We start from the raw sequence: 24410 nt of genomic DNA on the forward strand, positions 1-24410 counted from the left end.
CGTGGTGGACAGTCGGTCCGTCACGTTTCGTGTATTTGCCACTCTTGGCTTTGGTCGTATTTCTTGTTTTGCGGTACCTGATTTAGATCACGGTCGGTTTTGACCGCGCATTTGCGCAAATGATCCTCATGCCGTTTGGCCAACTCCGTTCGCCCCACACCGATCCCACGCTATTCCGTGCAGGCCCACAACCCGCCTCCGAAGTTCCTCGGCCATCACATCTCAGACGGTAGCGCTGCGACACAAAAGGATGTATACAATAGTATGCAGAACTGTCGCCCGGAGTCTTCTTGTGATCGAAGACCTGCATCACATCCAACTCGCCATGCCGAATGGCCGCGAAAATGACGCGCGCGCTTTCTACGTGAATGTCTTGGGCTTTTCGGAAGTCGACAAACCCGACACCCTACGCAAACGCGGTGGTGTTTGGTTCGAGAGCAACGGCGTGCAGCTACATCTTGGCGTGGAGCAGCCATTCTCACCGGCAAAAAAGGCACACCCTGGTTTCAGAGTGAAATCCTTGGATGAAACGATTCAGCATCTCATCAATGCCGGTATCGCTTATCGCACTGACATAGACTTGCCAGACATCCAGCGCATCTACGTCGATGATCCGTTTGGAAACCGCATTGAACTGCTAGAAGTGATATCTGCCTAGCTAGCTCGTCTCGCCGACTACCAGCGCCGAACCCACATCAACCCGCACCGGATCATCGACTGCACCGTCAAAAATCCCCTGCAACAGAGCCACAACCTGCCGCCCGATATCCTCGGCCTGCACATTCACGGTCGTGATCCGCGGGTTCGATACTTTCGCCACCTCAAAGTGACCAAAGCCGGTGATCGCAAGATCGTCGGGCACACGCAGACCCATCCGCTGCGCGGAACTCAAACAGCCAAACGCCACCGGATCCGAAACGCAGACAAGCGCATCGTATTGCGCCACGTCCCGCCCCATCGCCTCGATCACTGCAGCGCCGTGGCGCATGGACACGGGCGCGGGCCCGGCATCGATCATAGCAACCTCGGGCAGGCCATGCGCCCGGGCTGCCGCGACCACGCCAGCCCGGCGTACCGCGCCGCGCATGTCGGCACCTTCTGACGCCCCGACAAAGGCCAGCTTGCGCCGCCCCGTCGCCACCAGGTGATCCACGATATGCGCCATCGCATCGCTGTTTGAGAAGCCAACTACATGGCCCAACGGATCCTCGGGCAGGTCCCACATCTCGATCACCGGCAGGTCGCGGGCCTGTACCAACCTGCGCATCTCGTCGGTATGATGCCCGCCGGTCAGCACCAGCGCCTCGGGGTTGCGAGTCAAAAGCTGGCGCACCAACTCCTCCTCCCGCTCAACCCGATAATTCGTGCTGCCCAAAAGCAGCTGCAGCCCCGCCTCGCCCAACCCATTGGTCAAAGCCCTAAAGGTTTCGGCAAAATTCGCATTGTTCACCGACGGCAAGGTCACGGCGACAAACCCGCTCTTTTGCGTGCGAAAGGCCTGCGCCGTGCTGTCGTAGACATAGCCCAGATCGTCCGCCACCTGCCGCACCCGCGCGCGCGTCTTGGCATTGACCGTCCGGTCATCGCGGAGGGCGCGGCTGACGGTCATGGGCGACATGCCCACCGCCTGCGCCACGTCCCGCATGGTGACACGCGCACCCATGGCTTACGCCTTGAACTCGTTGAGCTGCGTGACGTGGTGATGAATGCGCCCGTCAAAATGCTCGGCCACGATCTCGCCCGTCACATCGCGCGACTGCGCGCGGAAAGGGCTGTCCAAAGCACTCTCCATCGCCGCCTCATCCGGGTAGGTGATGGCGAGGATCAGCGGAAACTCGGGCGCGCCTTCATCCCGGTCATCACTGAACATCACGCGCACATCCGTGTTGCCGGGAAACTGCCTCCACAAGGGCACCAACCGCTCCAGCACAGCCGCGCGAAAGGCATCGGTCTGGCCCGGTTTCACCGACCCTTCGAACAGGGCAAAGCGTGTGATCATGTCTCTATCTCCTCTTTCGCACCTTGGAAAAACTCCATCAGCGCGGCCTGATCTTCTCCGCCGAGTCCGGCGGCCGTCAGCATCCGGTGAATTTCGGCGCAGAGCGCGGTCATGGGCATCGACGTGCCGGTCTGCCGCGCCAGATCGTTCACCATATTCAAATCCTTGACCATATTGTCGATCCGTCCCGTGCGTCGGTAATCCTTGGTCGCGAAACGCGGCAGATACTCCTGCAGCAGAGCCGAATCCGCCCGGCCCCCTTTCAGCGCCTGCGGGATTTTCTCCGCATCCACGCCCGCGTCTAGCGCAAGCTGCGTGGCCTCCGCCACAGCCATGAAGCCCAGACCGCACAGCACCTGATTGATCAGCTTGGTGGTTTGCCCGGCACCGGATGGCCCCATATGCGTGTAGTTCGCCGCCACATGCTTCAGCGCCACGTGGGCGTGCTCCACGTCCTTGGCCTCGCCACCCGCCATAAGGGTCAACTCGCCAATCAGCGCCTTGGGCGCCCCACCTGACAACGGGCTGTCGACCCAGGCCAGCTCACGCTCAACGGCCATCTTCGCAAATTTCCGCGTCGCATCCGGCTCGATCGACGACATATCGATGATCAAGGTCCCGGGCTTGGCCCCGTCTGCGATCCCATCCTTGCCAAAGGCCGCAAGGCCCACGATGCGCGACGCGTTCAGGCTGGTGATCACAAAGTCCACGTCCTTCGACGCTTCGGCAGCAGAGACAGCCGCAACCGCCCCCTTCTCGACCAGCGCGTCCACCCGCGCCTTGTCCAGATCAAAAACGTTCAGGGAATTCCCGGTCGCCAAAAGCCGTTCGCCAATAGCGCCGCCCATGGCCCCCGCCCCGATCAGGGCAATCTTCTCACTCATATCATCGTCCCCCGTACGTAATCTTCCGACTGCGCGATCACCTGTTCAAAGGGCCGCGCGATGTCGATCTCTCCACCCCATTCGTCATCGCCCAGCCGCTCCAAGGTCGCGAACTGGCTGTCGAGCAGGGAGGCAGGCATAAAATGCCCGGGCCGATGCGCGACCCGCTTTGCCAGCACATCACGCGGCGCATCCAGATGAATAAAGTGCACCGGCTCATCCACATGTTCGCGAATCCAGTCGCGATACTTCTTCTTCAGGGCCGAGCAGCCAATGGCGATGGCGCCCTCGTGCCGCGCCAGCATCCGCCCCACATCGGCCAGCCACGGCGCGCGGTCCTCGTCATCCAGCGGCACGCCCTGCGCCATCTTGTCGATGTTCTCCTGCGGATGCAGGTCATCGCCATCCACGAACGCCATGTCGCACATCACCTGCAAGGCCGTCCCCACGGACGACTTCCCGCAGCCCGACACGCCCATCAGCACATAGCACCGCATCAGAGCGACGCCGTGATGCCGCCGTCCACGAACAGCGTGTGACCGTTGACAAAGCTCGACGCGGGCGAGGACAGGAAGACGGCGGCGCCCACCAGCTCCTCGACCTTTCCCCAGCGGCCCGCAGGCGTGCGTTTCTCCAGCCAAGCCGAAAACTCAGAATCCGCCACAAGGGCTGCGTTCAGTGGCGTGTCAAAATAGCCAGGCGCAATCGCATTACACTGCAAGCCATGCTTGGCCCAATCCGTCGCCATCCCTTTGGTCAGGTTCGCCACAGCTCCCTTCGTTGCCGTGTAGGGTGCGATGCCCGGCCGGGCCAACGCCGTCTGGACCGACGCGATGTTGATGATCTTGCCCGCACCGCGCCCGATCATGTGCCGCGCCACGGCCTGCCCCACATGGAACACGCTCGCGATGTTTGTCTGCAAGAGCCGCTCAAACGCATCAGCGGGGAAATTCTCCAACTCCGTCCGGTGCTGCATCCCGGCGTTGTTGATCAGGATATCGATCGCGCCTTTGTCCGCCTCGAATCCGTCCACCGCAGCCCGCACTGCATCATGGTCCGTCGCATCAAAGGCCAGCGTATGCACGTTGCCGCCCAACGCCTCTGCCGCCGTCGCCAGCTTGCCCTCATCGCGCCCGTTCAACACGATCTCCGCCCCGGCCTCCGCCAGCCCTTTGGCCAAGGCAAAGCCGATCCCTTGCGACGATCCGGTGATCAAGGCGCGACGGCCCGAAAGCGAGAAAAGGTCAGACATGCGACACTCCGAATTTTGAGGACGGGATTGACGCCCGCCGAATTGTTATCGATAACATGATACCGATAACATCGCGTGTCAACGAGGAATCGCAATGACCAAACCCATCGTTCTCCAAGTCGGCCCTTATCCAGATTGGGATCAGGACCCGCTGGACGCCGCCTTTGACGTCAAACGCCTGTTCGAAGCATCCGACGCCCCCGCTTTCCTCGCCGAACACGGCCCCAACGTGCGCGCCATCGCCACACGCGGAGAACTTGGCGCCGATGCCGACATGATCGCGGCCTGCCCATCGCTCGAACTCATCTCAGTCTATGGCGTGGGCTACGACGGCGTAGATCTCGACGCCTGCAAACCGCGCAACATCCGCGTCACCAACACGCCCGACGTGCTGACCGAAGACGTCGCCGACCTCGGCGTCGCCATGATGCTCTGCCAGTCCCGCGGCATGGTTGGGGCGGAAAGCTGGGTGCGCGACGGCTCATGGGCGGCCAAGGGGCTCTACCCGCTCAAGCGCCGCGTCTTCGGACGCAAGGCGGGCATCCTCGGCCTCGGCCGCATCGGCTTCGAAGTGGGCAAACGGCTCGCGGGCTTCGGCATGGACATCGCCTATTCCGACATCGCGGCCAAGGACTACGCCCCCGACTGGACCTTCCTCGACAACCCGCTGGCACTGGCTGAACACGCCGACTTCCTCTTTGTCACGCTCGCCGCCTCGGCCGAGACACGGCACATCGTGAACCGCGACATCATCGAAGCAGTCGGCCCACACGGCATGATCATCAACATCTCCCGCGCTTCCAACATCGACGAAGACGCGCTGATTGACGCCCTGCAATCTGGCGCACTCGGCTCCGCAGCCCTTGACGTATTTGAAAAAGAACCCGCGCTCGACCCGCGCTTTCTCGACCTCGACAATGTGCTGGTGCAGCCGCACCACGCCTCGGGTACAATCGAGACACGCAAGGCCATGGGCCAGCTTCTGCGCGACAACCTGACCGCCCACTTCGCAGGCGACGCCCTGCTGACCCCCGTTCTGTGAAAGGCCACCCCATGAAAGTCATCGTTGCCCACGCGGCCAAGGACCTGCGGGTCGAAACCCGCGACATGCCCACGCCCGGCCCAGGGCAGGTGCTGGTCAGGATGGCCGCGGGCGGCATCTGCGGCTCGGACCTGCATTACTACAATCACGGCGGTTTCGGCCCGATCCAATTGAAGGAACCGATGATCCTCGGGCACGAAGTGGCGGGCCATATCGAAGCCGTGGGTGATGGCGTCACGGACCTCGACACAGGCGCGCTTGTCGCGGTGTCGCCCTCCCGCCCCTGCGGTCAGTGCAAATACTGCCTCGAAGGTAAACAAAACCACTGCCTCAACATGCGGTTCTACGGCTCCGCCATGCCCTTCCCGCACATCCAGGGCGCATTCCGCGAATACATAGTCGCCGACGCCGCCCAATGCGCCCCTGCGGGTGATCTGAGCGCGGGCGAGGCCGCCATGGCCGAACCCCTCTCCGTCGTCCTGCACGCCGCCAAGCAAGCGGGCGACCTCATGGGCAAGCGCGTGCTGGTCACCGGCTGCGGCCCCATCGGCCTGCTCGCCGTCCTCGTCGCGCGGGCGGCTGGTGCGGTTGACATCGCCGCCACCGACATCTCGGACTTCACGCTGGGCAAAGCCCGTGACGTCGGCGCTGATAACACGATCAACGTCGCCCAAACCCCCGACGGCCTCAGCCGTTTTGAAGTGGACAAGGGCCACTTCGACGTGCTCTTCGAATGCTCCGGCGTCGCCTCTGCCCTCGCCTCCGCCGTCCCGGCCCTGCGCCCCAGCGCCACCATCATGCAACTGGGCCTCGGCGGGGACATGACCCTGCCCATGCAGGCGATGACGGCCAAGGAACTGCAGCTCAAAGGCTCCTTCCGCTTCCACGCCGAATTCTTCACCGCCGTGGAAATGATGCGCACAGGTCGGCTCGATGTGACCCCGCTCATCACCCACGCCATCGGCGTCGACGCAGCAGTCGAAGCGTTCGAACTGGCAGGCGACCGGTCACAAGCGGTCAAGGTCAACATCACGTTCTGATGACCTGCGGCGGTGCAAAACGCATCGCCGCTTGTCCTTGCCCATAAAGTCTACTATTTTTATCGGAAATCACAGAACACAGCCAAGCCACCCGGCCCAGCCATCCCTTGCCCTTGTTTAGCATCAGGATCTGGTCGCGTGTCTGCATCTCACATTTCCGCCGAAACCATCCGCGCCCGCCGCGCGGATAAACCCGACCTCCGCGATCGCGACTTTGCCGAACAAAACGGCATCAGCGAGGGCGCGCTCGTCGCCGCATATTGCGGCCACGGCGTCACCCGCATCGACGCGCATCCCGACGTGGTCATGGACGCCGCCCAGCAACTGGGTGAGGTCATGGCACTGACCCGCAACGCCTCCTGCGTGCACGAGAAGATCGGGACTTACGACAACTACCACCCCGGCCACCACGCCGCGATGATCCTGACCGAAGACATCGACCTGCGCATCTTCCCCAGCCACTGGCAGCATGCCTTCCTCGTCGAACGCGAAAGCGACGCAGGCACGCGGCGCAGCCTCCAGGTCTTCGATGCCGCAGGCGATGCGGTGCACAAGATCATCCTGCGCGACGGATCGAACCACGCAGCCTTTGCCGACCTGACGAAGAAGCTGGCCACCGACGACCAATCGCCGGACGCCAATTTCGCCGACCGTCAACCGCCCGAAGCCCCTAAGATCGCCGAGGACAAAATCGACATCCTGCGCAAGGAATGGCAGCGCATGACCGACACGCACCAATTCCTCCGGCTCGTGTCCAAGCTCAAGATGAACCGCCTCGGCGCCTACCGCGCCGCCGGTGCCCCCTTTGCCCGGTCGCTCGCTCCCTCTGCCATCGACACGCTGCTCACCGATCTGCAACGCACGGAAACCGAGGTGATGCTCTTCGTCGGCAACCGCGGCTGCATCCAGATCCATACCGGTGCGCTGCACACGCTCAAACCCATGGGCCCATGGCAGAACGTCATGGACCCCCGCTTCAACCTCCACCTGCGCCGCGATCACGTGGCCGAGGTCTGGGCCGTGGACAAGCCCACGCAGCGCGGCACCGCAACCTCGGTCGAAGCGTTTGATGCTGACGGCGCGCTGATCTTCCAGGTCTTTGGCGTACCGAAGGAGGGTCGCGACAGCCGCCCGGCCTTCCGCGCCATCGTGGCCGACCTCGACGGGGTCGCCGCGTGATGGAGCGCCGCGACTTCATCGCCCTGTCGCTGGCCCTCGCCGCAACGCAGCCCACCCGCGTACTTGCCGCAACACAAGACACCATCGCCATCGGCGGCGACGTGACCGAGATCATCTATGCCTTGGGCCAGCAACACCGCCTGCTCGCCCGCGACGCCACCTCCACCTACCCGCCCGAGGCGCAGGCGCTGCCGGACGTCGGCTACATGCGCCGCCTGTCTGCCGAAGGGGTCCTGTCCTTCGCCCCCTCCCTCATCATCTCAGCAGAAGGCGCCGGCCCGCCCGAGGTGATCGACATCCTTCGCGCCGCCTCCATCGACTATGTCGAGGTGCCCGAGGGCTATGATCCCCAAGCCATCACCGCCAAAATCACCGCCGTCGGCGCGGCCCTCGACGTCCCCGACGCAGCCCAGGCCCTCGCCGACCAAACCGCAGCGGCATTGGACACCGCCCTCACACGGGCAAGCGAAACCAACGGCACCCCGAAGCGCGTCATGTTCATCCTCTCGACCCAAGGGGGCCGCATTATGGCCTCCGGCACCGGCACAGGGGCCGACGGCATCATCGGCATGGCAGGAGGCACCAACGCCATCTCCGCCTTCGAAGGATACAAGCCACTGTCGGACGAAGCAGCAAGCGCCGCCGCCCCTGATGTCATCCTGATGATGGACCGCAGCGGCGACCACGCCTCGACCGACGAAGAGCTGTTCAGCCTCCCCGCCCTGCAAGCCACCCCCGCGGCGCAGAATAGGTCCGTGGTCCGCATGGACGGCCTGTTCCTCCTCGGCTTCGGCCCGCGCACGGCGGGGGCGGTCACCGCCCTCAACCGCGCACTCTACCCCGCCTGAGCCCATGGCACTGGCCGATCACCTGCCACAAAGCCGCGTCGCACGGGCGCGCATCCTGCACGGCTGGCTCGCACTGGCCCTGATCGTCGTCAGCCTCTTCAGCCTCACGGTCGGCGCCACAGAAGTCTCCTTCGGCCCAGCCCTCTGGAAACTCGCCACCGGCGAAGCCCTCACGCGGATGGAAGCCATCGTCCTCTGGGACATCCGCATGCCCCGCCTCATCCTCGGTCTGCTCGTGGGCAGCGCCCTCGCGGTCGGCGGCGCCGTCATGCAGGGCCTCTTCCGCAACCCGCTCGCCGATCCGGGCCTCGTCGGCGTCAGCGCGGGCGCGGGCCTTGGCGCCATCACGGCCATCGTGCTGGCAGGCCTAGCACCGCTCTGGCTCTCCCGCATCGCAGGCGACCAACTGGTGCCTATCGCCGCCTTCTTCGGCGGCTGGGCCAGCACAATCCTCCTCTACCGCGTCTCGACCCGGCGCGGCCGCACCTCCGTCGCCACGATGCTCCTCGCGGGCATCGCCCTCGGCGCACTCGCGGGCGCGCTCTCCGGCATCCTCGTCTACATGTCCGACGACCGGCAACTGCGCGACCTCACCTTCTGGGGCCTCGGCTCCCTCGGCGGCGCAAGCTGGGCCAAGGTCGTGGCCGCAGGCCCTATCATCGCCCTCGCCCTCATCGCCGCCTGCACACTCGGGCGCGGCCTCAACGGTCTGGCCCTCGGCGAAGCCACCGCCGCACATATCGGCCTCAACGTCCAACGGGTCAAAGGGCTGGCGATCCTCACCGTCGCCGCAGCCACCGGAGCAGCCGTCGCCGTCTCGGGTGCCATCGGCTTCATCGGCATCGTGGTCCCCCACCTCCTCCGGCTCGGCACCGGCCCCGACCACAGACCACTCCTGATCAACGCCGCCCTCCTCGGTGCGCTGCTGCTGGTCCTCGCAGACGTCATCGCAAGGGTGATCATCGCGCCCGCCGAACTGCCCATCGGCATCGTCACCGCAGTGCTGGGCGCCCCCGTCTTCCTCTGGATCCTGCTCCGACAGCGCGGAATGGTCGACCTGTGACGCTCGTGGTACGCAACCTCACGGTCCGCTACGGCCCCAAAACGGTGATCAAAAACCTCGACGCCGACGCAGTTCCCGGCGCGCTCACCGCCATCGTCGGCCCCAACGGCTCCGGCAAATCGACCCTGATCAAGGCGATCTGCGGCGACCTGCCCTACACCGGCCAGATCACCCTCAACGGCACCGACGTCGCCACCGCCCAGCCATGGGAACTGGCGGGCCTGCGCGGTGTGCTGCCCCAGGCTTCCAGCCTCGCCTTCCCCTTCCACGCCATCGAGGTCGTGCGGATCGGGCTGACCTCCGGTCTCGACGCCGAACACCACCACCGCGCCGAAGCCGCCCTCGCCCGCGTCGGCCTCGCAGGCTACGCCAACCGCTACTACCAGGAACTGTCGGGCGGTGAACAACAGCGCGTGCAACTGGCCCGCGTGCTGGCGCAGGTATGGTCGCCGGGCACGGCAGACGGCCCGCGCTGGCTGATGCTGGACGAACCCGTCTCCAGCCTCGACATCGCGCACCAGCTTCAGGTGATGACCATCGCGCGCAACTTCGCACGCGCGGGCGGCGGAGTCATTGCGGTGATGCACGACCTCAACCTCACGGCCCTCTTTGCCGACCACGTGCTGGTCATGGCGAACGGCCAGCTTCTGGCATCAGGACACCCCGCAGACGTGATGACGGACGACGTGCTGTCACGCGCCTACGGCTGCACCCTAAGGGTCAACACCCCACCAACGGACACCATCCCCTACATCCTGCCCCATTGCGCCGCACCCCATGCCGCCGAATAGCGCCTCACGAGCCAAGAAAAACACAGGACACGCACCATGAAACTCAGCACCAAGGGACGCTATGCACTGGTCGCCCTCGTGGACCTCGCCTTTCACCAGGATGCCCGCCCCGTCTCCATGGCCGAGATCAGCCAACGGCAAAACATCTCGCTCCCTTACCTCGAACAGCTCTTTGCCAAACTGCGGCGGCACGGACTGGTGCTGTCGATCCGCGGGCCCAGCGGCGGCTATCGGCTGGCACGCGCCCCGCAAGACATCCGCATTGACGAGGTGCTGAGCGCCGTCGACGAATCCGTCGATGCCATGCGCACAGGCGCCGGGGCCAAGGGCGGATCGTCAGGAACGCAGGCGCAGTCGCTGTCCAACCGTTTGTGGGAGGGGCTAAGCGCGCATGTCTACGTTTTCCTGCACAAGACGACGCTGGCGGATGTGATCGGCAACACGCTCGTCCCCTGCCCCGCCATCCCCGCATTGTTCGAAGTCGAAGACGCCTGATCACGCATCACGCATCACGCCGCCGCGCTGGCGACCGCGGCGGACGATGGGCATAAGCGTCCATCGGATGCGTCATCACGCGCAGCGCTTCGGGCCGCACGCCAGCGCACGCCCTCCGAAGCCAAAGGCGCAACCATCTGTACGTCACCGGATGAAGATACAAACCAGCACTCCTTGACACGGGTCGTCTAAGGACACTCTGCCGGGCAAACAGCGGTTGCTGAGGCTGGGTGACAGAAACATGACAGAAAAAGTCGGGATTCTGCAATCGATTCCCGACAATTTCGCTCAGAAAGGCTTGCCTTAGCGGCAGAAGCCTGTAATTGACTATTTCTGTAGGATTTAGATCAATGGAAACAGGGAGTATTTCCATGACCACCAGAACGTGTTTCGTCACCCTCGCCGTCGCAGCGATCACCGCCACCACAGCCGTGGCCGAGGGCGAACTGAACCTCTACTCGTCGCGCCACTACGACACCGACGAGCGGCTTTATTCCGACTTCACCGACGCCACCGGCATCACCATCAACCGGATCGAAGGCAACGCCGACGAACTCATCCAAAGGATGACGGCCGAGGGCGCCAACTCCCCCGCCGACATCCTGTTGACGGTCGACACCTCGCGCCTCGAACGGGCCAAGGAAGCAGGCGTTCTGCAATCCATCGAAAGCGACGTGCTCGAAGCCCGCATTCCCGCCGCCCTGCAAGACGGCGACAACCAGTGGTTCGGCTTCAGCCAACGCGCCCGGATCATCTTCTACGACAAGACCGACGTAGAAAACCCGCCCACCAGCTACGTGGACCTCGCCGACCCCGCATACGAAGGCATGGTCTGCCACCGCTCCTCGTCCAACGTCTATTCCCAGACCCTGCTGTCGGCGATCATCGAAAACCACGGTGAAGACACGGCCAAGGAATGGGCCCAGGGCCTCGTGAACAACTTTGCCCGCGCGCCCCAGGGCGGTGACACCGACCAGCTGCGTGGTCTCGTGTCGGGTGAATGCGACATCTCGATCTCGAACACCTACTACTTCGCCCGCGCCATCCGCAAAGAGGTCGACGGCCTGCCCGCCGACGCACGCGAGAACATCGGCTGGATCTTCCCCGCCCAGAACGCCGAAGGCGCGCACATGAACCTGTCGGGCGGCGGCGTTGCTGCCAACGCACCGAACCGCGACAACGCGATCCTGTTCATGGAGTACCTGGCCAGCGATCAGGCGCAGGAATACTTCTCTGCCGGCAACGATGAGTACCCCGCTGTGCCAGGTGTGGGCCTCAGCCCCTCTGTCGCCGCTCTGGGTCTCTTCCGCCCCGACGCTGTGGACCTCACCGAAGTGGCCAAGAACGTGCCCGCGGCCCAGAAAATCTTTAACGAGGTCGGCTGGGAGTAAGCAAACCTCTGCCCAAAATCTGGAAGGCGCGGCATCCCACCGCGCCTTTTTCTTTTCTTACTGTATTAGTCAGGATTGACGATCCCGACAAAAACAATCAACATATCTGCAATGAGTCTCAGCCACCCCTGAACGGGCAGCCCGGACGCCGGTGACACCAACTGGAGGTGAGACATGGTGAGACGAGACAAGGACCAACGCCCGCGCACCCGCGCCTGCTGCGACAAACCCTGCTGTCAGGAACTGCTGCAGGGGGCCGTCGACGGGCACTACTCGAACGATCACTGCCTGGAACGTATGCTCGATCATCTGGAGCGGGCGGCATGAACGCGATGACACAAGTCCCGAACACAACCGCTGCACCGGATCCGCAGCAAATGGATACCTACGATGCGCGTGATCTGATCAAGGACGGGGTGCAAGCCTCCATCGTCCTCGACGGCCAAGTCTACTACCTGCGCATCACCCGCGCGGGCAAACTGATCCTGACGAAATGACAGCGCCTCACCACGCCCGCGGCGGGGCCACCGTTGCCGTGCTCAACCGGATGGAGGCATGGGAGGCGAACCTCGTCCTGAACCTGCGCCTCTGGTGCGAAGGGCCAACCGGCCAGCACCACGCGCGCGAGGATTACCTCAACGCCCTCCCCGCCGCCGAAGCCGAACGCGCCTGGGCCACATTCCAACGTCTGACGCGCAAGATCCTGTGCACCGCCCCGCGCCCCCTGATCCGGCACGCGGTCGGCTGCAATTGCGTGGGCTCGGATGAATGCGTCTTTGTCCACCTGGTGCGCACAGCGTCCGACGGGCACCTGAATGACGCCGCCCTGATCGCCACCCTGCTCACCGGTCCCGCCCATGCCGAACATATCGCACTGATGGCGGGTGAGGTCGGCAGCACCATGCGCAGCATTCACAACAAAAAGACAGAACCGCTTTCACCCGCAGCCGCGCCGAACGTGGTGCGTCTGCACTAACCAAAGTCAGAACAAAAACCCAAAGGGGACGTTACCTATGAAACTGACACGGACAACGGCACTCGGGACAGTGCTGCTGGCAGCCACCCCCGTACTCGCGGACAAGGCAGCCGTTCTGGACAACTACGCCGACATCGCGCTGGCCAAATACACCGACAGCCTGACCACGGCGCAGGCCCTGCTCGATGCGGTGAACACGCTCACCGAAACGCCCTCCGCCGAGGCGCTCGAAGCGGCCAAGGCGGCCTGGATCATCTCCCGCGTCCCCTACCAACAATCCGAGGTCTACCGCTTCGGCAACGCCATCGTCGACGACTGGGAGGGCAAGGTAAACGCCTGGCCGCTGGACGAGGGGCTGATCGACTACGTGGATCCCTCCTATGGCGGCGCCACGGATGAAAACGAATATGCCGTGCTGAACGTGATCGCGAATCCATCCTTCACGCTCTCGGGCAACACCATCGACGCCTCGACCATCACGCCCGACCTGCTCGAAGGGGCGCTGCACGAGGCCGACGGCGTGGAATCCAACGTCGCCACCGGCTACCACGCCATCGAATTTCTGCTCTGGGGCCAGGATCTGAACGGCCACGGCGCGGGGGCAGGCGCACGGCCCTGGACGGACTACGCCCAGGACGACGCCTGCACCGGCGGGAACTGCGACCGCCGTGCCCAATATCTGACAGCAGCAACGGAGCTGCTGGTGTCCGATCTGGAATGGATGGTGGCACAATGGCAGGACGGCGGGGACGCCCGCGCCCAACTTACCGCAGACGAAAACGCAGGGATCAGCGCGATCCTCACCGGCATGGGATCCCTGTCCTACGGCGAACAGGCGGGCGAACGGATGCGGCTTGGAGTGCTGCTGAACGACCCCGAAGAAGAGCACGACTGCTTCTCCGACAACACGCACAACAGCCACTTCTACGACGCCCTCGGCATCCGCAACGTCTACCTCGGCAGCTACACGCGGATCGACGGCACCATCGTGTCGGGCGACAGCCTGTCGTCGCTGGTGGCCGCCGCAGATGCAGGCGTGGACACGGAACTGAAAGCCAAGCTCGACACCACGATGCTGGAAATGTCCGAAATGAAAACCGCAGCGGAGGCCGGGTTCGCCTATGACATGATGCTCGAACGCGGCAACGATGCGGGCGAGGCGCTGATCATGGGCGCGGTCGACGCGCTGGTGGACCAGACACGCTCCATCGAACGGGCGGTTGCTGTGCTCGGCGTCGACGCCATCGAATTCGAAGGGTCCGACAGCCTCGACAACCCCGATGCGGTCTTCCAGTAACCGTTTCCCCGTGCGCGGCAGGTCCGTTCCCAAAGACGCGCCGCGCACCCGCCGCCTCCCCGGGCGGCGTCTGCGCGCACCGGCGGCCAGCCACGATCCGGTGCGCGCATTGCAATTCCTGACCAAAAGACCCAGCTATATCCAAACCAGCGAGGTTTCACATGGCCAAGACCCCAAGCCCCTGCATCGACGTCTGCAAGTTCAAGCGCGAAGGCCACTGTATCGGCTGCTCGATGACCAAGGTGCAGAAGTCGATGTTCAAGGACCTGAAGAAAGACAAGCACCGCGAGGCGTTTGTCCAGATGCTGATCGGTCAACAGTCACGGCTTGGCAAATACCGCCACTGGGCGCCGCAATACCTGCGCAAATGCCTGAAGAAGAAAGTGAAACCCATCGCCGAAGTGCGCGACGCGGCCTGAGGAGTTGATATGCGCCTCCCCCTGATCGCCCTCTGCGCCCTTGCGGCCACCCCGGCCCTCGCGGACTACAGCCTCGAACTGACCGAGATCGGCAAGCGTGACTACTACTGTACGATCACGGTTGCGCTGACGAACAACAGCGACACGACCCTGACGGAAATCAACGCCTTCTTCCTGAACCACATCGGCGACGAACAGGTGGGCCGGTCCAAGGGCGCGTCGTTTATGAACATCGCCCCCGGCGCGTCAGCCTCCGCCACATTCGAAACACCCAACGCCCCCTGCTCGGCCAACGAAACACAAGTCGAAAGCTACCAAATGGTGATCGGCGCCTGCCGCATCGACAACGCGTTCGAGGACAAAGCGGTCTGCGTCGACCGCATGACACTCACCGCCCCCTTTTCCTCGGCCACAGCGCTGAACTGACAGGGGGCTGAAACGAAAAAAGGTCAAGCCAACCGCCGCTGTCCGCAACGTGGCTTGACCTCTGCGTGGGTCGCTGCCTGGATACCTGGCTGCCTCTACGGTGGCTCGGGTGTCTGGGTGGCTTCCTATGCCTCTCGCTGGGCGCGGCTCAGGCCAGATGCGCCCGCAGGAACCAGGCGAACTTCTCATGCTCCTGACCACGTGCGATGCACAGATCCTCGGTCAGAGTATCGCCATGCTCGGCAGCCAACTCACCACAGCCGGCCAACGTGGCGGCCAGGGTCTCCTGCGCCTCCTGCATGGCCTTGATCATCTCCTGATCGGTCGCGTGCCCGTCATGTTCCTTGACCTTCGACCGCTCCAGCATCCCCGCAAGCGTGCCCTCGGCATGGGCATCCAGCGCGCGGATACGCTCGGCCAGATCGTCCTGCGCAACAAAGTGATCTTCGTAAATCTTCTGAAACAGCTCGTGTAGCGGCCCGAATGCCATACCCTTGACGTTCCAGTGAAAGTTCTGCGCCAGCATGGTCGTCACGGCAGTTTCGGCCACGGATTGATTCAGCGCCTCGGCAATCGCGGCACGTGAGTCGGTCGACAGCGCTACAGCTGTTTGGGTCATTCCTAGCTCCCTAATCGAAATTTCACGCTGGCTGGCACAACACTGGCTGGCTTGCCCTCTAGTAATTAGGCAGCCTGACAGCATTAGCAAGGACTTTTTAGAATAATTCTAAATCAGAGAAAAATACTCTGAAATCCGCCCCACCAGATACCGGATCAAACGGCGGTGTTCCGGCAGCACACGCGACTTCAGGAGAAAGGCAACGCTGCCCTCATCCTGCGTGGTGATAGCCTGCCCCAACTGAAGCAGCCAGGTCTCGTCAAAGCTCATCTCGACCGTACCCGGCGCGTGCAAGCGCGGCTGTTTGCCAAGCGCTTGTGCCAGGCACCGCATCAACGCCTCGGCATGGGCCTCCTGACTGGCCGACCGGGTCGCATGAAGCAGTGCACAGGCTTCGAACAGATCAGCCCGCCGCTTGGATCGGCAGGACATCGACATGAAGCGCAGGTGGTTCAGAAAGGCAAACGCAGCATCCGAGACGGGCCGCACCTGCGGCATGCGCTGCGGCTCTGTCGCCAAGTCCAATCGCAAGGGCACCATGTCGCAGTCTCCAAGGCTGTCACGGGCGGGAATCATCTCGCCATTCCGTATTCCTGAGTATATTTATAAGTTATGAAGAAAATCACAACCGCCGCGCCGACAATCCTTGTCGGGATCCTCGCATTTTCGCCACCCGCTGTGGCCGATCTCACGGATCTGCACCTACCCGTGATCCCGCGCACCGCGGCCGAGGCTGAGCGGATCGAACGGGTCGTCGCGCCCACCACCGACTTCACGAAACCCGAACAATTCGAAAGCAATCCGGGCGGCGCCGCCACCGTCCGTGCCCGCGCCACGCGCGACGCCTTTTCCCAGCCCTCCGGCAATATCAGCTTCGAAAAAGAGCTCGATTTCAAAGTCGGCAACGGCCTCTTCAAAAAGCTGTGGGTGTCCTCCCCCGCCTCCACCCTCGCCTCCGACGGCCTCGGCCCGCTCTTCAACGCCCGCTCATGCCAGCGCTGCCACCTGAAGGACGGGCGCGGCCACCCTCCAGAGGGGCCAGACGACAGCGCCACGTCCATGCTCGTCCGCATCTCCATCCCCGGCGGCGCCGCCCCTGAACAGATCGCCGACTACATCGCCACCCGGCCCGACCCCAACTACGGCGGCCAGATCCAGGATTTCTCCATCGCCGGCATCGCGGCAGAGGCCGACATCAAAATCACCTACACCGAGGAAGTGATCGCGCTTTCCGGCGGCGAAACCGCCAGCTTGCGCAAACCGACGACCACGCTCACCAACCTCGGCTACGGCCCCCTGCACGACAGCGCCATGATCAGCGCCCGCGTCGCCCCCCAAATGATCGGCCTCGGCCTGCTCGACGCGATCCCGGCGGCAGACATTCTGGCCAAGGCGGATCCCGACGACGCAGACGGCGACGGCATCTCGGGCCGCCCCCAGATCGTCATGTCGGACCAATATGGCGTCCCCATGCTGGGCCGCTTCGGCCTCAAGGCAGGCAAGCCCTCGGTCTGGGAACAATCCGCCGCCGCCTTCGCGGGCGACATCGGCATCTCGACCCCGCTGCACCCCGCAGGCCACGGCGACTGCACCGACACCCAAACCGCCTGCCTTGCCGCCCCCAACGGCAACACGGCCGTCCACGACAACGCCGAGATTGGCACCGCCGGACTGGAACTTGTGTCCTTCTACTCCTCCAACCTCGCCGTCCCAGCCCGCCGCAACATCGACGACCCGGAAGTCCTGCGCGGCAAACAGGTCTTCTACAACACCGGCTGCATCGCCTGCCATACACCCAAACATGTCACGCACAGGCTCGACGGCCAGCCGGAACAAAGCTTTCAGCTCATCTGGCCCTACACCGACCTCCTGCTCCACGACATGGGCCCAGGCCTCGCCGACAACCGGCCCGAAGGACGCGCGGGCGGCCAGGAATGGCGCACGCCGCCCCTCTGGGGCATCGGGCTGACCGAACAGGTCTCCGGCCACACCTACTTCCTGCACGACGGCCGCGCCCGCAACCTGCTCGAAGCGGTGCTCTGGCACGGCGGCGAGGCTGAACCGCACAAGCAATCCGTGATCGACATGCCCCCCGCCGACCGCGCCGCCCTGATCCGTTTCCTCGAAAGCCTCTGACATGCGCCTCGCCCTCGCCGTCCTCTGCCTCTCCGCGCTACCCGCCGTCGCGGACATCCAGCGCACGATCAACACCCACATCCTGCCGGGTCACGCAGCGCTGGTCGAAGAAACCACCAAACTCGCAGACGCGGCCCAAGCCGACTGCACGCCCGAAGCACTCCGCCCCGCCTTCCACGCCGCCTACGACGCCTGGATCAGCATCAGCCACATCCAGTTCGGCCCGATCGAGGATCAGGCGCTTCCCCTCGCCATGTCCTTCTGGCCCGACCCGAAGGACAGCACCGGCAAGGCACTGGCAAGACTCACCGCAGCTACCGATCCCATCGTGGACGACCCCAGCGCCTTCTCCGATGTCTCCGCCGCCGCCCAGGGCTTCACGGCCCTCGAACGGATGCTCTACGACGACCAGCCCGATGCCGCCTACGCCTGCCGCCTGACCCAGGCCATCGCGACCGGCCTCGCGCAAAAATCAGGCTCTATCGAGGCTGAATGGCCCGCCTTCGCCACCTTAATGACCACGGCCGGAGACGACGGAAACACCCGCTTCCAAACCCCGCTGGAGGCAAAACGCGCCCTCTACACGTCCCTCTCCACCGGCCTCGAATTCCTGCACGACCAACGCCTTGGCCGCCCCTTGGGTACATTCGACCGCCCGCGCCCCCGCCGGGCCGAAGCACGGCGCTCGGAGCGGTCCCTCCGGCACATCCAGCTGCAACTGGCCGCCCTCGAAGCGCTCGCCACCAGCATGACCGACACGGACCTGACAGCGACGAAGGCAGCCTTCGCAGAAGCCCGCAGCCGCGCGGATGCACTCGACGATCCCGCCCTCCAAGGCGTCGCCGACCCCGCCGAACGGTTCAAGGTCGAGGTGCTGCAACAATCCGTCCGCGCCATACAGGTCGCTGTGATCGACGAAATCGGCACGCCCCTCGGCATCACCGCAGGGTTCAACAGCCTCGACGGCGACTGATGCCCTCCCGCCGCACCTTCCTCGCCGGGCTCACCTCCGCCTCGCTCACGCCCTCGCTCAGCTGGGCGGATGTCGGCAACCCCATCGCGCTCAGCGCCGCAATGACCGCCAGCGGCGCCTACGTCCTCGTCGGGCTCACGGCGACAGGCAAAATCACTTTCCAAATCCCCCTGCCCGCGCGCGGCCATGCCGCCGCAGCGCACCCGCACATGGCCGAAGCAGTCGCCATCGCCCGCCGCCCCGGCACCTTCGCCAAGGTCATCGACTGCGGCACAGGCGACGTCAAACAGACCCTAACCAGCCCAAACGGGCGGCATTTCTACGGCCACGCGGCGTTTTCCTCTGATGGCGTTCTGCTCTTCACCCCGGAAAACGACATCGCCACCGGCGCGGGCCGCATCGGCATCTGGGACCGCAGCGCAGGCTTCGCGCGCGTTGGCGACATCCCTTCCGGCGGCATCGGCCCGCACGAGATCCTGCGCCTGCCAAACGGTACGCTGGCGGTCGCCAACGGCGGGATCAGAACGCACCCCGACACCGGGCGCGAGAAACTGAACCTCGACACGATGCAGCCGAATCTCACAATCCTCGCCCCGGACGGCACCCATATCGACACCGCCCACGTCCCGCAGGACACGCATCAAAACTCCCTCCGCCACATCGCCGCCGCCCCCGATGGCACCGTGATCTGCGGCTTCCAATGGCAGGGCGACCCGTTCGCAGCACCCCCACTTGTGGCTCTGTACAAGGGAAACGGCACGCTCCTGCCCGCGCACATTGACGAAACCGCCCTCTTCGGCCTCGACGGCTATATCGGCAGCGTCAGCGCCTTCGGCAACGGGCGCTACGCCGCCTCCTCACCTAGGGGCAACCTCGCGTTCACATTCGACGAAACCGGCCACCAGACCGGCGCGCACAAGGCAACGGATGTCTGCGGCCTCTGCGCCGCACCCGACGGTGCATGCCTTGTCACGGACGGGCTGGGCCGGGTGCACAGCCTCACGGGCGACACGCTCAACCACCGCGCCACGCATCCGCTTGCCTTCGACAACCACCTCGTTGCACTCACCTGACAGCAAAAGGATCACACCATGTACATCGCCATGAACCGCTTCACCGTCGCCGCCCGGAACGCCGAGGCGTTCGAAGCGCTCTGGCTCGGCCGCGACAGCCATCTGAAAACCATGGACGGCTTCGTCGAGTTCCAGATGCTCAAGGGGCCGGAGGACGAAGACGGCACACGGCTCTACGCCTCTCACACCGTCTGGGCGTCCGAAGACGCCTTTCGCGCCTGGACCCGGTCCGACGCCTTCCGGGCAGCCCACAAGGACGCGGGCAGCACCGCCAAGCTGCACGAGGGCGCGCCGAAATTCGAAGGGTTCTCAGTCATTCAGGAAATCTCGGCTGACTAGAGGCCATTGCACGCGCCGGGGATTTGATGCGCATCATCGACCCCCGGCATCATCATCACCAGAAGCGCCGCACAGGTCGGCACCGGCGACGCGGCCCGCATCTCGTGCGCAGCCAGAACACGGCTTGCCGCAACATCGCCAGCATCCGCCGCCTGCTCCAGATAGGCAACACCACGCGCCTGCGCCTGAACATCACAGCGATCCTCGGCCAGGCGCGTGCCCAGATAGGCCATCGCGCCCACATCGCCACGCGCGGCCAGCCGTTCGACGGGGTAAAGCGCAACATCACTGCAGGCCAGCGGCCGGACAAGCTCTTCAGCGGGCCGCAGAACCAGCGCGGTGGCAAGCGCGCAGGACAGCAGAACAAACATCCCGCACAGATACTGCACCATGTGCAATGCGCTGTCCTTGCCGGTGCTGCGGGTCCCCATCGGTCTCACCGTCCCTGAATCTGGATGGAAAAGGACCGCCGCGCCCCCTGCGGCGGGGCGGGGAACGGAGCCGCCCTCTGGATCACCTGCATGGCCGCGCGGTCCAACTCGGCAGAGCCTGAGCTGCGGGCAACCGACACCGTGCTCAAACCCCCGTTCGACGCCACGCGAAAGGCGACCGTGGCCGCTCCTTGCGCGCTCACGCGCGGTCGGCGCACGCGCTGGATACGGCGCATGACTTGCCCGGGGTAATTCGACGCCGCTGCATTGCCCGCCTGCGTGGCCCCCTGCCCCGTGGCGCGCTGTGCAGGCGCGGCTGCGGTGCCGTCCGTTTGCCCGGCCCGCGCATTGGTCTGGGCCTGATTGCCGCGCTGGGACGGCACGGCTTGCGTGCGCGTTGCCGTTCGCGTGGTCTCCTGCGGCGCCGGTGGCGGGTCATCGGGTTTGTTGCGCTCCTCGAACTCCCGGCTGCGCACTTGCGGGCGCAGGGATTGAGTGACCTCCATCTGGTCGGGCTCCTCGGCCGTCAGGGTATCGGGCGGCGGCGCAATCGCCTGCTCTGTGGGCGGGACAGGCGCGTTGGGCTGATCGGTGGCACGGGGTACAACCCGAAGCGTCGGCTGCGGCACAGGCGCCATATCGGTCACTGACAGAGCGGGATCAGGCTGCATCGTATCGTCCGGGGGTTGCACTGCCGTCACCCCTTCAGGCGCGACCGGTTGCTGGCTCGCTTCCGGTGGCGGAACCTGTTCGGCCATGTCTTCCACCGGCACCGGCTCTGTCATTTCCGTCGCCTCGACCCCGGACAACGTTCCTTGCGCGAGATCGGCAAACCCATCGCCCAAGGATGCTTCCGCGGCACCCACTTGTCCGCCTTCGATCAAAACATCTTCGGTCAGGTCCAACCCCATCACACCGCCCAGATGCAAGGCCGCTGCCAGCCCAAAGGCAACGGCAGCAACACGGCGCGACCCCAGCCTCATTGCAGCGCCCGCTCGGTCACGATGATCACACGGCCCGCGCCAGCGCGACGCAGTGCGCGGCCGAGGGCGACCAGATCGGCGGCAGGCAAATCCCGATCCGGCACAATCCGGACCTCCTCCCGCGCCTCCGGTTCCAGTCCGGCCAGATAGCTCTCTGCATCCGCCTGCGTGGCACCGCGATAGGCCATTTGCCCGTCCGCATGGACCACCAGCGCGTCTGGCGGTGCGCGTCCCTCCAGATCATCGGTCCGCACCAGCGCCAGATCCCGCTCCAGCGGCGGCGCGAGGGTCCCCGCCACCATGAAAAAGACCAGCATCAGGAACACGACGTTGATCAGTGCAATCGTCGGCTCCCGTGTCTGCCTGCGCGCCCGCATCAGCCCTGCCCCAACACGGTGATCTGCAAGCCGGGTACGGCCCGCAAGACGACGAGCAAATCGGTCAACCGCTGCGCCGTCACCCCGTCCTGCAAGCTCACGATAACGGGCTGCTCCGCGTCTCCGCTCATCGCTTCCGCCAGCGCGTCCAGCGGCACGTTCGAACCGTTCAACGCCACCGCATCCTCGGCCACCCGCAGGAACAGCGGCGGCACGTCTGCGGGCGCAGCCCCCTGCCCGACACCTCCCGCCGTCAACTCCACCTCGGCAAAGGTCGAAAAGGTTGAGGTCAGCATGAAAAAGAGCAGCAGTAGAAAGATCACATCGATCAGCGATGTCATCGACACCCGCCGCCGTACAACCCGCGCCCTAGCCACCGGCAGGCACCATATCAGTCTCTAACGAATGACTTTCAACCCGCCCCACCGGCGCCACGACGGTCAGGACAAAGCCGTCCGCAGCCACACGCTCGGCGTCCATCCGCCCTTCGAACCACGCCAACACGAGCGCTGTCGGCATCGCCACGGCCAACCCCACGGCAGTCGTCAACAAAGCCACCCAAATGCCCCCCGCCAGGATCGACGGATCCACCTGCGCCCCTGCCGCCTGCAGGGCCTGAAACGCTTCGATCATGCCCAGAACGGTGCCAAACAGACCCAGCAATGGCGCCAACTGCGCCACCGTTTCCAGAAAGCGAAACCCCCGCTCCAGGCGCGAAAACCGGTCCTCGGCCATGGCCTGCAACCGGTCCCGGCCCAACCCGTCAAACCCGGCCTCGACCACACCGGCCAGGTAACTCCGCGACGTGCCCAAAGCCTCGCGCGCACCGGCACGATCCCCCGTATCCCACGCGGCCACAGCCGTGCGCACGGCCGCATGACGGCCCACATGCGCCGCCGAAAACTGCCACAGCTTGTACAGGATCACGGCCAGCGTCACGACAGACACGGCCATCAGCACCAGAACAACCGGTCCGCCAAGGTCCAGAACCGCCCGCAAATGCCCAAGAACAAGGTCCACCATCAGCCCAGCACCTCGATCTCGACACGGCTCGACGGCACCAGACCCGCAGCACAGGCGCCCGCCTCCAGCCCCTCTGCCGCACATGTATGCAACCCGTTGAACAGCACCCGGCCCAGACCGTCACAGCCCACATCCGGCACCGCAAATTGGCGCACACGCGGACGGCCCACGGGCAATGCGCCGAAATCGAACAGGGTCAGCCGGTCCACCTGCCCCGCCGCATCAAAGAGCACGGTTTCGTAGACAAGCTGATCGATGGCTGTTTCATGCCCGTTCGTGACCATGAAGGTCAGCGTGCAGGCGCTGTCACCATCACGCACCGTGTTCAACTCAATGGCGATCTTGCCGGTCAGATCGACCTCTTGCGCCGCAGCCCCTGTCGCGATCATCGCCAGGGCCGCCAGACGCACAAATGTCGTCCCCATGCCAAGCTCCTTCATTCAAGAGTGGGATGACCTGGCAAAGCGGCTGGGGACCCGTTGGCACCCTTACAAACACGTCTTTGGGGTCCGCGCAATACTTGATAGAAAGACTAGGACAAAGCCGCGCGGGCTCTTGTGGCGGCCTTTCGCGCAACCGCCAGATGTAGATAAGTCTTGCACGAATCCCGCAAGTCAGCCAATAGTCACGGAAAAAGACGGTCAAACGGTGAAAAGCGTGACCGGAAAATACAGGCAGGTGGCAGAGGAGCCGGGGCAGATGGACGGCACGCGCACTCAAAATGACCTCAATTCCGTCATTCGGCAACACTCCGAATGGCTGGCGACCCAACTTCATGCCCAACGCGAAAGCCTGTTTCCCCCCGACGCGGCCAAGGAAATGCGCAAATTCACCAGCGGTGAGGCAGCGACACTCCTGGGCGTCGGCGACAGCTACCTGCGCAAACTGCATCTCGAAGGGCGCGGCCCCTCGCCCGAGGTCACATCGGGCAACCGTCGCCTCTATTCGGCAGCCGACATACAGTCTCTAAGACATACTTTAGAGACGACCGCCCGTCGCCCCGGTGAATACCTGCCCGGACGCCGCGACGGGGACGAAATGCAGATCATCGGCGTGATGAATTTCAAGGGCGGTTCGGGCAAAACCACTACGGCAGCCCACCTCGCACAGCGTCTCGCGCTCAAGGGCTACCGCGTTCTTGCCATCGACCTTGACCCACAGGCGTCCCTGTCGGCCCTGCACGGCGTTCAGCCAGAATACGATCTGCCAGAGGGCGGCACGCTCTATGATGCGATCCGCTATGACGATCCGGCCCCGATCAGTTCGGTCATCCGCAAGACCTATATTCCCGGTCTCGACCTGATCCCGGGCAACCTGGAACTGATGGAGTTTGAACATGACACCCCCCGCGCGC

General features: G+C 64.4%; 34 protein-coding genes. 20 read left to right on the plus strand and 14 right to left on the minus strand.

The features are described 5' to 3' along the window. Nucleotides 1-292: 292 nt before the first annotated feature. On the plus strand, nucleotides 293-658 hold the full coding sequence (locus KUV51_RS21600; RefSeq protein ID WP_315898860.1) for a VOC family protein: 366 nt from the start codon (nucleotides 293-295) through the stop codon (nucleotides 656-658). On the opposite strand, the gene KUV51_RS21605 is transcribed toward KUV51_RS21600, so the two are convergent. Genes KUV51_RS21605 through KUV51_RS21625 form a run of 5 tightly spaced genes read right to left on the minus strand, consistent with a single transcriptional unit; the run spans nucleotide 659 to nucleotide 4135 of the window. Beyond that, complete coding sequence (locus KUV51_RS21605) at nucleotides 659-1663, minus strand: LacI family DNA-binding transcriptional regulator (protein ID WP_261386002.1); 1005 nt, start codon at nucleotides 1661-1663, stop codon at nucleotides 659-661. A gap of 3 nt (nucleotides 1664-1666) precedes the next feature. Then, nucleotides 1667-1999, minus strand: a complete 333-nt coding sequence (locus KUV51_RS21610) for a putative quinol monooxygenase (protein WP_222523538.1) — start codon at nucleotides 1997-1999, stop codon at nucleotides 1667-1669. After that, nucleotides 1996-2883, minus strand: a complete 888-nt coding sequence (locus KUV51_RS21615) for an NAD(P)-dependent oxidoreductase (RefSeq protein WP_222523539.1) — start codon at nucleotides 2881-2883, stop codon at nucleotides 1996-1998. Before KUV51_RS21615 ends, KUV51_RS21610 begins: the two co-directional genes overlap by 4 nt. Next, complete coding sequence (locus KUV51_RS21620; protein WP_222523540.1) at nucleotides 2880-3380, minus strand: gluconokinase; 501 nt, start codon at nucleotides 3378-3380, stop codon at nucleotides 2880-2882. The genes KUV51_RS21615 and KUV51_RS21620 overlap by 4 nt, the downstream gene beginning before the upstream one ends. Then, on the minus strand, nucleotides 3380-4135 hold the full coding sequence (locus KUV51_RS21625) for an SDR family oxidoreductase (RefSeq protein WP_222523541.1): 756 nt from the start codon (nucleotides 4133-4135) through the stop codon (nucleotides 3380-3382). The genes KUV51_RS21620 and KUV51_RS21625 overlap by 1 nt, the downstream gene beginning before the upstream one ends. 94 nt (nucleotides 4136-4229) lie before the next feature. Between KUV51_RS21625 and KUV51_RS21630 the strand changes: the two genes are divergently transcribed. Together KUV51_RS21630 and KUV51_RS21635 are read left to right on the plus strand one after the other, a co-directional pair. Continuing rightward, nucleotides 4230-5177 carry a 2-hydroxyacid dehydrogenase gene (locus KUV51_RS21630; protein WP_222523542.1) on the plus strand — a complete coding sequence of 316 codons (948 nt, stop codon included), beginning with the start codon at nucleotides 4230-4232 and terminating at the stop codon, nucleotides 5175-5177. 11 nt (nucleotides 5178-5188) lie between these two features. Next, complete coding sequence (locus KUV51_RS21635; RefSeq protein ID WP_222523543.1) at nucleotides 5189-6217, plus strand: L-idonate 5-dehydrogenase; 1029 nt, start codon at nucleotides 5189-5191, stop codon at nucleotides 6215-6217. On the opposite strand, the gene KUV51_RS21640 is transcribed toward KUV51_RS21635, so the two are convergent. Then, nucleotides 6207-6365: a hypothetical protein gene (locus KUV51_RS21640; protein ID WP_222523544.1), complete on the minus strand. Its 159-nt coding sequence runs from the start codon at nucleotides 6363-6365 to the stop codon at nucleotides 6207-6209. The genes KUV51_RS21635 and KUV51_RS21640 overlap by 11 nt on opposite strands. Here KUV51_RS21640 and KUV51_RS21645 point away from each other — a divergent pair. The 12 genes from KUV51_RS21645 to KUV51_RS21700 all read left to right on the plus strand — a co-directional run bounded on the left by KUV51_RS21645 (nucleotide 6356) and on the right by KUV51_RS21700 (nucleotide 15102). Next, nucleotides 6356-7396, plus strand: coding sequence for a hemin-degrading factor (locus KUV51_RS21645; protein ID WP_222523545.1), 1041 nt, complete (start codon nucleotides 6356-6358; stop codon nucleotides 7394-7396). The two genes, KUV51_RS21640 and KUV51_RS21645, sit on opposite strands and share 10 nt — an antisense overlap. Further along, nucleotides 7396-8244, plus strand: coding sequence for a hemin ABC transporter substrate-binding protein (locus tag KUV51_RS21650; protein WP_222523570.1), 849 nt, complete (start codon nucleotides 7396-7398; stop codon nucleotides 8242-8244). Before KUV51_RS21645 ends, KUV51_RS21650 begins: the two co-directional genes overlap by 1 nt. Before the next feature lie 4 nt (nucleotides 8245-8248). Further along, complete coding sequence (locus KUV51_RS21655; protein WP_222523546.1) at nucleotides 8249-9307, plus strand: FecCD family ABC transporter permease; 1059 nt, start codon at nucleotides 8249-8251, stop codon at nucleotides 9305-9307. Beyond that, nucleotides 9304-10098, plus strand: a complete 795-nt coding sequence (locus KUV51_RS21660) for a heme ABC transporter ATP-binding protein (protein ID WP_222523547.1) — start codon at nucleotides 9304-9306, stop codon at nucleotides 10096-10098. The genes KUV51_RS21655 and KUV51_RS21660 overlap by 4 nt, the downstream gene beginning before the upstream one ends. A gap of 36 nt (nucleotides 10099-10134) precedes the next feature. After that, nucleotides 10135-10593 carry an Rrf2 family transcriptional regulator gene (locus KUV51_RS21665; protein ID WP_222523548.1) on the plus strand — a complete coding sequence of 153 codons (459 nt, stop codon included), beginning with the start codon at nucleotides 10135-10137 and terminating at the stop codon, nucleotides 10591-10593. 371 nt (nucleotides 10594-10964) lie between these two features. Continuing rightward, on the plus strand, nucleotides 10965-11984 hold the full coding sequence (locus KUV51_RS21670; protein ID WP_222523549.1) for an extracellular solute-binding protein: 1020 nt from the start codon (nucleotides 10965-10967) through the stop codon (nucleotides 11982-11984). Nucleotides 11985-12158: 174 nt separating this feature from the next. Beyond that, nucleotides 12159-12311, plus strand: a complete 153-nt coding sequence (locus KUV51_RS21675) for a hypothetical protein (RefSeq protein WP_222523550.1) — start codon at nucleotides 12159-12161, stop codon at nucleotides 12309-12311. Next, nucleotides 12308-12481 carry a hemin uptake protein HemP gene (hemP, locus tag KUV51_RS21680; protein ID WP_222523551.1) on the plus strand — a complete coding sequence of 58 codons (174 nt, stop codon included), beginning with the start codon at nucleotides 12308-12310 and terminating at the stop codon, nucleotides 12479-12481. The genes KUV51_RS21675 and hemP overlap by 4 nt, the downstream gene beginning before the upstream one ends. Continuing rightward, nucleotides 12478-12960, plus strand: coding sequence for a hypothetical protein (locus KUV51_RS21685; protein WP_222523552.1), 483 nt, complete (start codon nucleotides 12478-12480; stop codon nucleotides 12958-12960). The genes hemP and KUV51_RS21685 overlap by 4 nt, the downstream gene beginning before the upstream one ends. A gap of 37 nt (nucleotides 12961-12997) precedes the next feature. After that, nucleotides 12998-14257, plus strand: a complete 1260-nt coding sequence (locus KUV51_RS21690; RefSeq protein WP_222523553.1) for an imelysin family protein — start codon at nucleotides 12998-13000, stop codon at nucleotides 14255-14257. A 161-nt stretch (nucleotides 14258-14418) separates the two neighbouring features. Further along, complete coding sequence (locus KUV51_RS21695; RefSeq protein WP_222523554.1) at nucleotides 14419-14676, plus strand: DUF1289 domain-containing protein; 258 nt, start codon at nucleotides 14419-14421, stop codon at nucleotides 14674-14676. Between the two features lie 9 nt (nucleotides 14677-14685). Then, on the plus strand, nucleotides 14686-15102 hold the full coding sequence (locus KUV51_RS21700; protein ID WP_222523555.1) for a hypothetical protein: 417 nt from the start codon (nucleotides 14686-14688) through the stop codon (nucleotides 15100-15102). 148 nt (nucleotides 15103-15250) lie between these two features. On the opposite strand, the gene KUV51_RS21705 is transcribed toward KUV51_RS21700, so the two are convergent. Both KUV51_RS21705 and KUV51_RS21710 read right to left on the minus strand, forming a co-directional pair. After that, nucleotides 15251-15721: a Dps family protein gene (locus KUV51_RS21705; protein ID WP_222523556.1), complete on the minus strand. Its 471-nt coding sequence runs from the start codon at nucleotides 15719-15721 to the stop codon at nucleotides 15251-15253. Between the two features lie 108 nt (nucleotides 15722-15829). Beyond that, nucleotides 15830-16297 (minus strand): hypothetical protein, encoded by a 468-nt coding sequence (locus tag KUV51_RS21710; RefSeq protein ID WP_222523557.1) that lies wholly within the window; start codon nucleotides 16295-16297, stop codon nucleotides 15830-15832. 36 nt (nucleotides 16298-16333) lie between these two features. Here KUV51_RS21710 and KUV51_RS21715 point away from each other — a divergent pair, with 36 nt between their 5' ends. Genes KUV51_RS21715 through KUV51_RS21730 form a run of 4 tightly spaced genes read left to right on the plus strand, consistent with a single transcriptional unit; the run spans nucleotide 16334 to nucleotide 20242 of the window. After that, a complete protein-coding gene (locus KUV51_RS21715) occupies nucleotides 16334-17857 on the plus strand; it encodes a di-heme oxidoredictase family protein (RefSeq protein ID WP_222523558.1) in 1524 nt (507 codons plus the stop codon). Nucleotide 17858: 1 nt separating this feature from the next. Next, nucleotides 17859-18830 carry an imelysin family protein gene (locus KUV51_RS21720; RefSeq protein WP_222523559.1) on the plus strand — a complete coding sequence of 324 codons (972 nt, stop codon included), beginning with the start codon at nucleotides 17859-17861 and terminating at the stop codon, nucleotides 18828-18830. Then, the gene (locus KUV51_RS21725; protein WP_222523560.1) at nucleotides 18830-19903 is read left to right on the plus strand and encodes a DUF1513 domain-containing protein; all 1074 of its coding nucleotides are present in this window, start codon (nucleotides 18830-18832) and stop codon (nucleotides 19901-19903) included. The genes KUV51_RS21720 and KUV51_RS21725 overlap by 1 nt, the downstream gene beginning before the upstream one ends. A gap of 18 nt (nucleotides 19904-19921) precedes the next feature. Continuing rightward, on the plus strand, nucleotides 19922-20242 hold the full coding sequence (locus KUV51_RS21730) for an antibiotic biosynthesis monooxygenase family protein (protein ID WP_222523561.1): 321 nt from the start codon (nucleotides 19922-19924) through the stop codon (nucleotides 20240-20242). Here KUV51_RS21730 and KUV51_RS21735 read toward each other — a convergent pair. The 6 genes from KUV51_RS21735 to KUV51_RS21760 are packed head-to-tail and all read right to left on the minus strand — an operon-like array spanning nucleotide 20239 to nucleotide 23481. Beyond that, nucleotides 20239-20673, minus strand: coding sequence for a hypothetical protein (locus tag KUV51_RS21735; RefSeq protein WP_222523562.1), 435 nt, complete (start codon nucleotides 20671-20673; stop codon nucleotides 20239-20241). The two genes, KUV51_RS21730 and KUV51_RS21735, sit on opposite strands and share 4 nt — an antisense overlap. 5 nt (nucleotides 20674-20678) lie before the next feature. Continuing rightward, on the minus strand, nucleotides 20679-21656 hold the full coding sequence (locus tag KUV51_RS21740) for a cell envelope integrity protein TolA (RefSeq protein ID WP_222523563.1): 978 nt from the start codon (nucleotides 21654-21656) through the stop codon (nucleotides 20679-20681). Next, complete coding sequence (locus tag KUV51_RS21745; protein ID WP_222523564.1) at nucleotides 21653-22033, minus strand: ExbD/TolR family protein; 381 nt, start codon at nucleotides 22031-22033, stop codon at nucleotides 21653-21655. The genes KUV51_RS21740 and KUV51_RS21745 overlap by 4 nt, the downstream gene beginning before the upstream one ends. Then, nucleotides 22033-22374, minus strand: a complete 342-nt coding sequence (locus tag KUV51_RS21750) for an ExbD/TolR family protein (RefSeq protein ID WP_222523565.1) — start codon at nucleotides 22372-22374, stop codon at nucleotides 22033-22035. Before KUV51_RS21750 ends, KUV51_RS21745 begins: the two co-directional genes overlap by 1 nt. Nucleotides 22375-22402: 28 nt before the next feature. Beyond that, on the minus strand, nucleotides 22403-23056 hold the full coding sequence (locus KUV51_RS21755; protein ID WP_222523566.1) for a MotA/TolQ/ExbB proton channel family protein: 654 nt from the start codon (nucleotides 23054-23056) through the stop codon (nucleotides 22403-22405). Continuing rightward, nucleotides 23056-23481 (minus strand): hypothetical protein, encoded by a 426-nt coding sequence (locus KUV51_RS21760; protein ID WP_261386003.1) that lies wholly within the window; start codon nucleotides 23479-23481, stop codon nucleotides 23056-23058. Before KUV51_RS21760 ends, KUV51_RS21755 begins: the two co-directional genes overlap by 1 nt. Nucleotides 23482-23755: 274 nt before the next feature. Between KUV51_RS21760 and KUV51_RS21765 the strand changes: the two genes are divergently transcribed. After that, nucleotides 23756-24410 (plus strand): AAA family ATPase (locus KUV51_RS21765; protein ID WP_222523572.1); only part of this gene is annotated, 655 nt, incomplete at its 3' end.

The organism is Tateyamaria omphalii, from assembly GCF_019802125.1.
Classification (GTDB): Bacteria; Pseudomonadota; Alphaproteobacteria; order Rhodobacterales; family Rhodobacteraceae; genus Tateyamaria; species Tateyamaria omphalii_B.

Bases quoted from the DNA above. Each gene is read 5' to 3' on its own strand.
- KUV51_RS21715 (WP_222523558.1), top strand. From the start codon at position 16,334: ATGAAGAAAATCACAACCGCCGCGCCGACAATCCTTGTCGGGATCCTC.
- KUV51_RS21725 (WP_222523560.1), top strand. From the start codon at position 18,830: ATGCCCTCCCGCCGCACCTTCCTCGCCGGGCTCACCTCCGCCTCGCTC.
- KUV51_RS21710 (WP_222523557.1), bottom strand. From the start codon at position 16,297: ATGATTCCCGCCCGTGACAGCCTTGGAGACTGCGACATGGTGCCCTTG.
- KUV51_RS21700 (WP_222523555.1), top strand. From the start codon at position 14,686: ATGCGCCTCCCCCTGATCGCCCTCTGCGCCCTTGCGGCCACCCCGGCC.
- KUV51_RS21735 (WP_222523562.1), bottom strand. From the start codon at position 20,673: ATGGGGACCCGCAGCACCGGCAAGGACAGCGCATTGCACATGGTGCAG.
- KUV51_RS21665 (WP_222523548.1), top strand. From the start codon at position 10,135: ATGAAACTCAGCACCAAGGGACGCTATGCACTGGTCGCCCTCGTGGAC.
- hemP (WP_222523551.1), top strand. From the start codon at position 12,308: ATGAACGCGATGACACAAGTCCCGAACACAACCGCTGCACCGGATCCG.
- KUV51_RS21740 (WP_222523563.1), bottom strand. From the start codon at position 21,656: ATGAGGCTGGGGTCGCGCCGTGTTGCTGCCGTTGCCTTTGGGCTGGCA.
- KUV51_RS21750 (WP_222523565.1), bottom strand. From the start codon at position 22,374: ATGACATCGCTGATCGATGTGATCTTTCTACTGCTGCTCTTTTTCATG.
- KUV51_RS21745 (WP_222523564.1), bottom strand. From the start codon at position 22,033: ATGCGGGCGCGCAGGCAGACACGGGAGCCGACGATTGCACTGATCAAC.
- KUV51_RS21755 (WP_222523566.1), bottom strand. From the start codon at position 23,056: ATGGTGGACCTTGTTCTTGGGCATTTGCGGGCGGTTCTGGACCTTGGC.
- KUV51_RS21705 (WP_222523556.1), bottom strand. From the start codon at position 15,721: ATGACCCAAACAGCTGTAGCGCTGTCGACCGACTCACGTGCCGCGATT.
- KUV51_RS21650 (WP_222523570.1), top strand. From the start codon at position 7,396: ATGGAGCGCCGCGACTTCATCGCCCTGTCGCTGGCCCTCGCCGCAACG.
- KUV51_RS21685 (WP_222523552.1), top strand. From the start codon at position 12,478: ATGACAGCGCCTCACCACGCCCGCGGCGGGGCCACCGTTGCCGTGCTC.
- KUV51_RS21630 (WP_222523542.1), top strand. From the start codon at position 4,230: ATGACCAAACCCATCGTTCTCCAAGTCGGCCCTTATCCAGATTGGGAT.
- KUV51_RS21675 (WP_222523550.1), top strand. From the start codon at position 12,159: ATGGTGAGACGAGACAAGGACCAACGCCCGCGCACCCGCGCCTGCTGC.
- KUV51_RS21670 (WP_222523549.1), top strand. From the start codon at position 10,965: ATGACCACCAGAACGTGTTTCGTCACCCTCGCCGTCGCAGCGATCACC.
- KUV51_RS21730 (WP_222523561.1), top strand. From the start codon at position 19,922: ATGTACATCGCCATGAACCGCTTCACCGTCGCCGCCCGGAACGCCGAG.
- KUV51_RS21760 (WP_261386003.1), bottom strand. From the start codon at position 23,481: ATGGGGACGACATTTGTGCGTCTGGCGGCCCTGGCGATGATCGCGACA.
- KUV51_RS21690 (WP_222523553.1), top strand. From the start codon at position 12,998: ATGAAACTGACACGGACAACGGCACTCGGGACAGTGCTGCTGGCAGCC.
- KUV51_RS21640 (WP_222523544.1), bottom strand. From the start codon at position 6,365: ATGCAGACACGCGACCAGATCCTGATGCTAAACAAGGGCAAGGGATGG.
- KUV51_RS21625 (WP_222523541.1), bottom strand. From the start codon at position 4,135: ATGTCTGACCTTTTCTCGCTTTCGGGCCGTCGCGCCTTGATCACCGGA.
- KUV51_RS21610 (WP_222523538.1), bottom strand. From the start codon at position 1,999: ATGATCACACGCTTTGCCCTGTTCGAAGGGTCGGTGAAACCGGGCCAG.
- KUV51_RS21620 (WP_222523540.1), bottom strand. From the start codon at position 3,380: ATGCGGTGCTATGTGCTGATGGGCGTGTCGGGCTGCGGGAAGTCGTCC.
- KUV51_RS21655 (WP_222523546.1), top strand. From the start codon at position 8,249: ATGGCACTGGCCGATCACCTGCCACAAAGCCGCGTCGCACGGGCGCGC.
- KUV51_RS21635 (WP_222523543.1), top strand. From the start codon at position 5,189: ATGAAAGTCATCGTTGCCCACGCGGCCAAGGACCTGCGGGTCGAAACC.
- KUV51_RS21695 (WP_222523554.1), top strand. From the start codon at position 14,419: ATGGCCAAGACCCCAAGCCCCTGCATCGACGTCTGCAAGTTCAAGCGC.
- KUV51_RS21605 (WP_261386002.1), bottom strand. From the start codon at position 1,663: ATGGGTGCGCGTGTCACCATGCGGGACGTGGCGCAGGCGGTGGGCATG.
- KUV51_RS21615 (WP_222523539.1), bottom strand. From the start codon at position 2,883: ATGAGTGAGAAGATTGCCCTGATCGGGGCGGGGGCCATGGGCGGCGCT.
- KUV51_RS21720 (WP_222523559.1), top strand. From the start codon at position 17,859: ATGCGCCTCGCCCTCGCCGTCCTCTGCCTCTCCGCGCTACCCGCCGTC.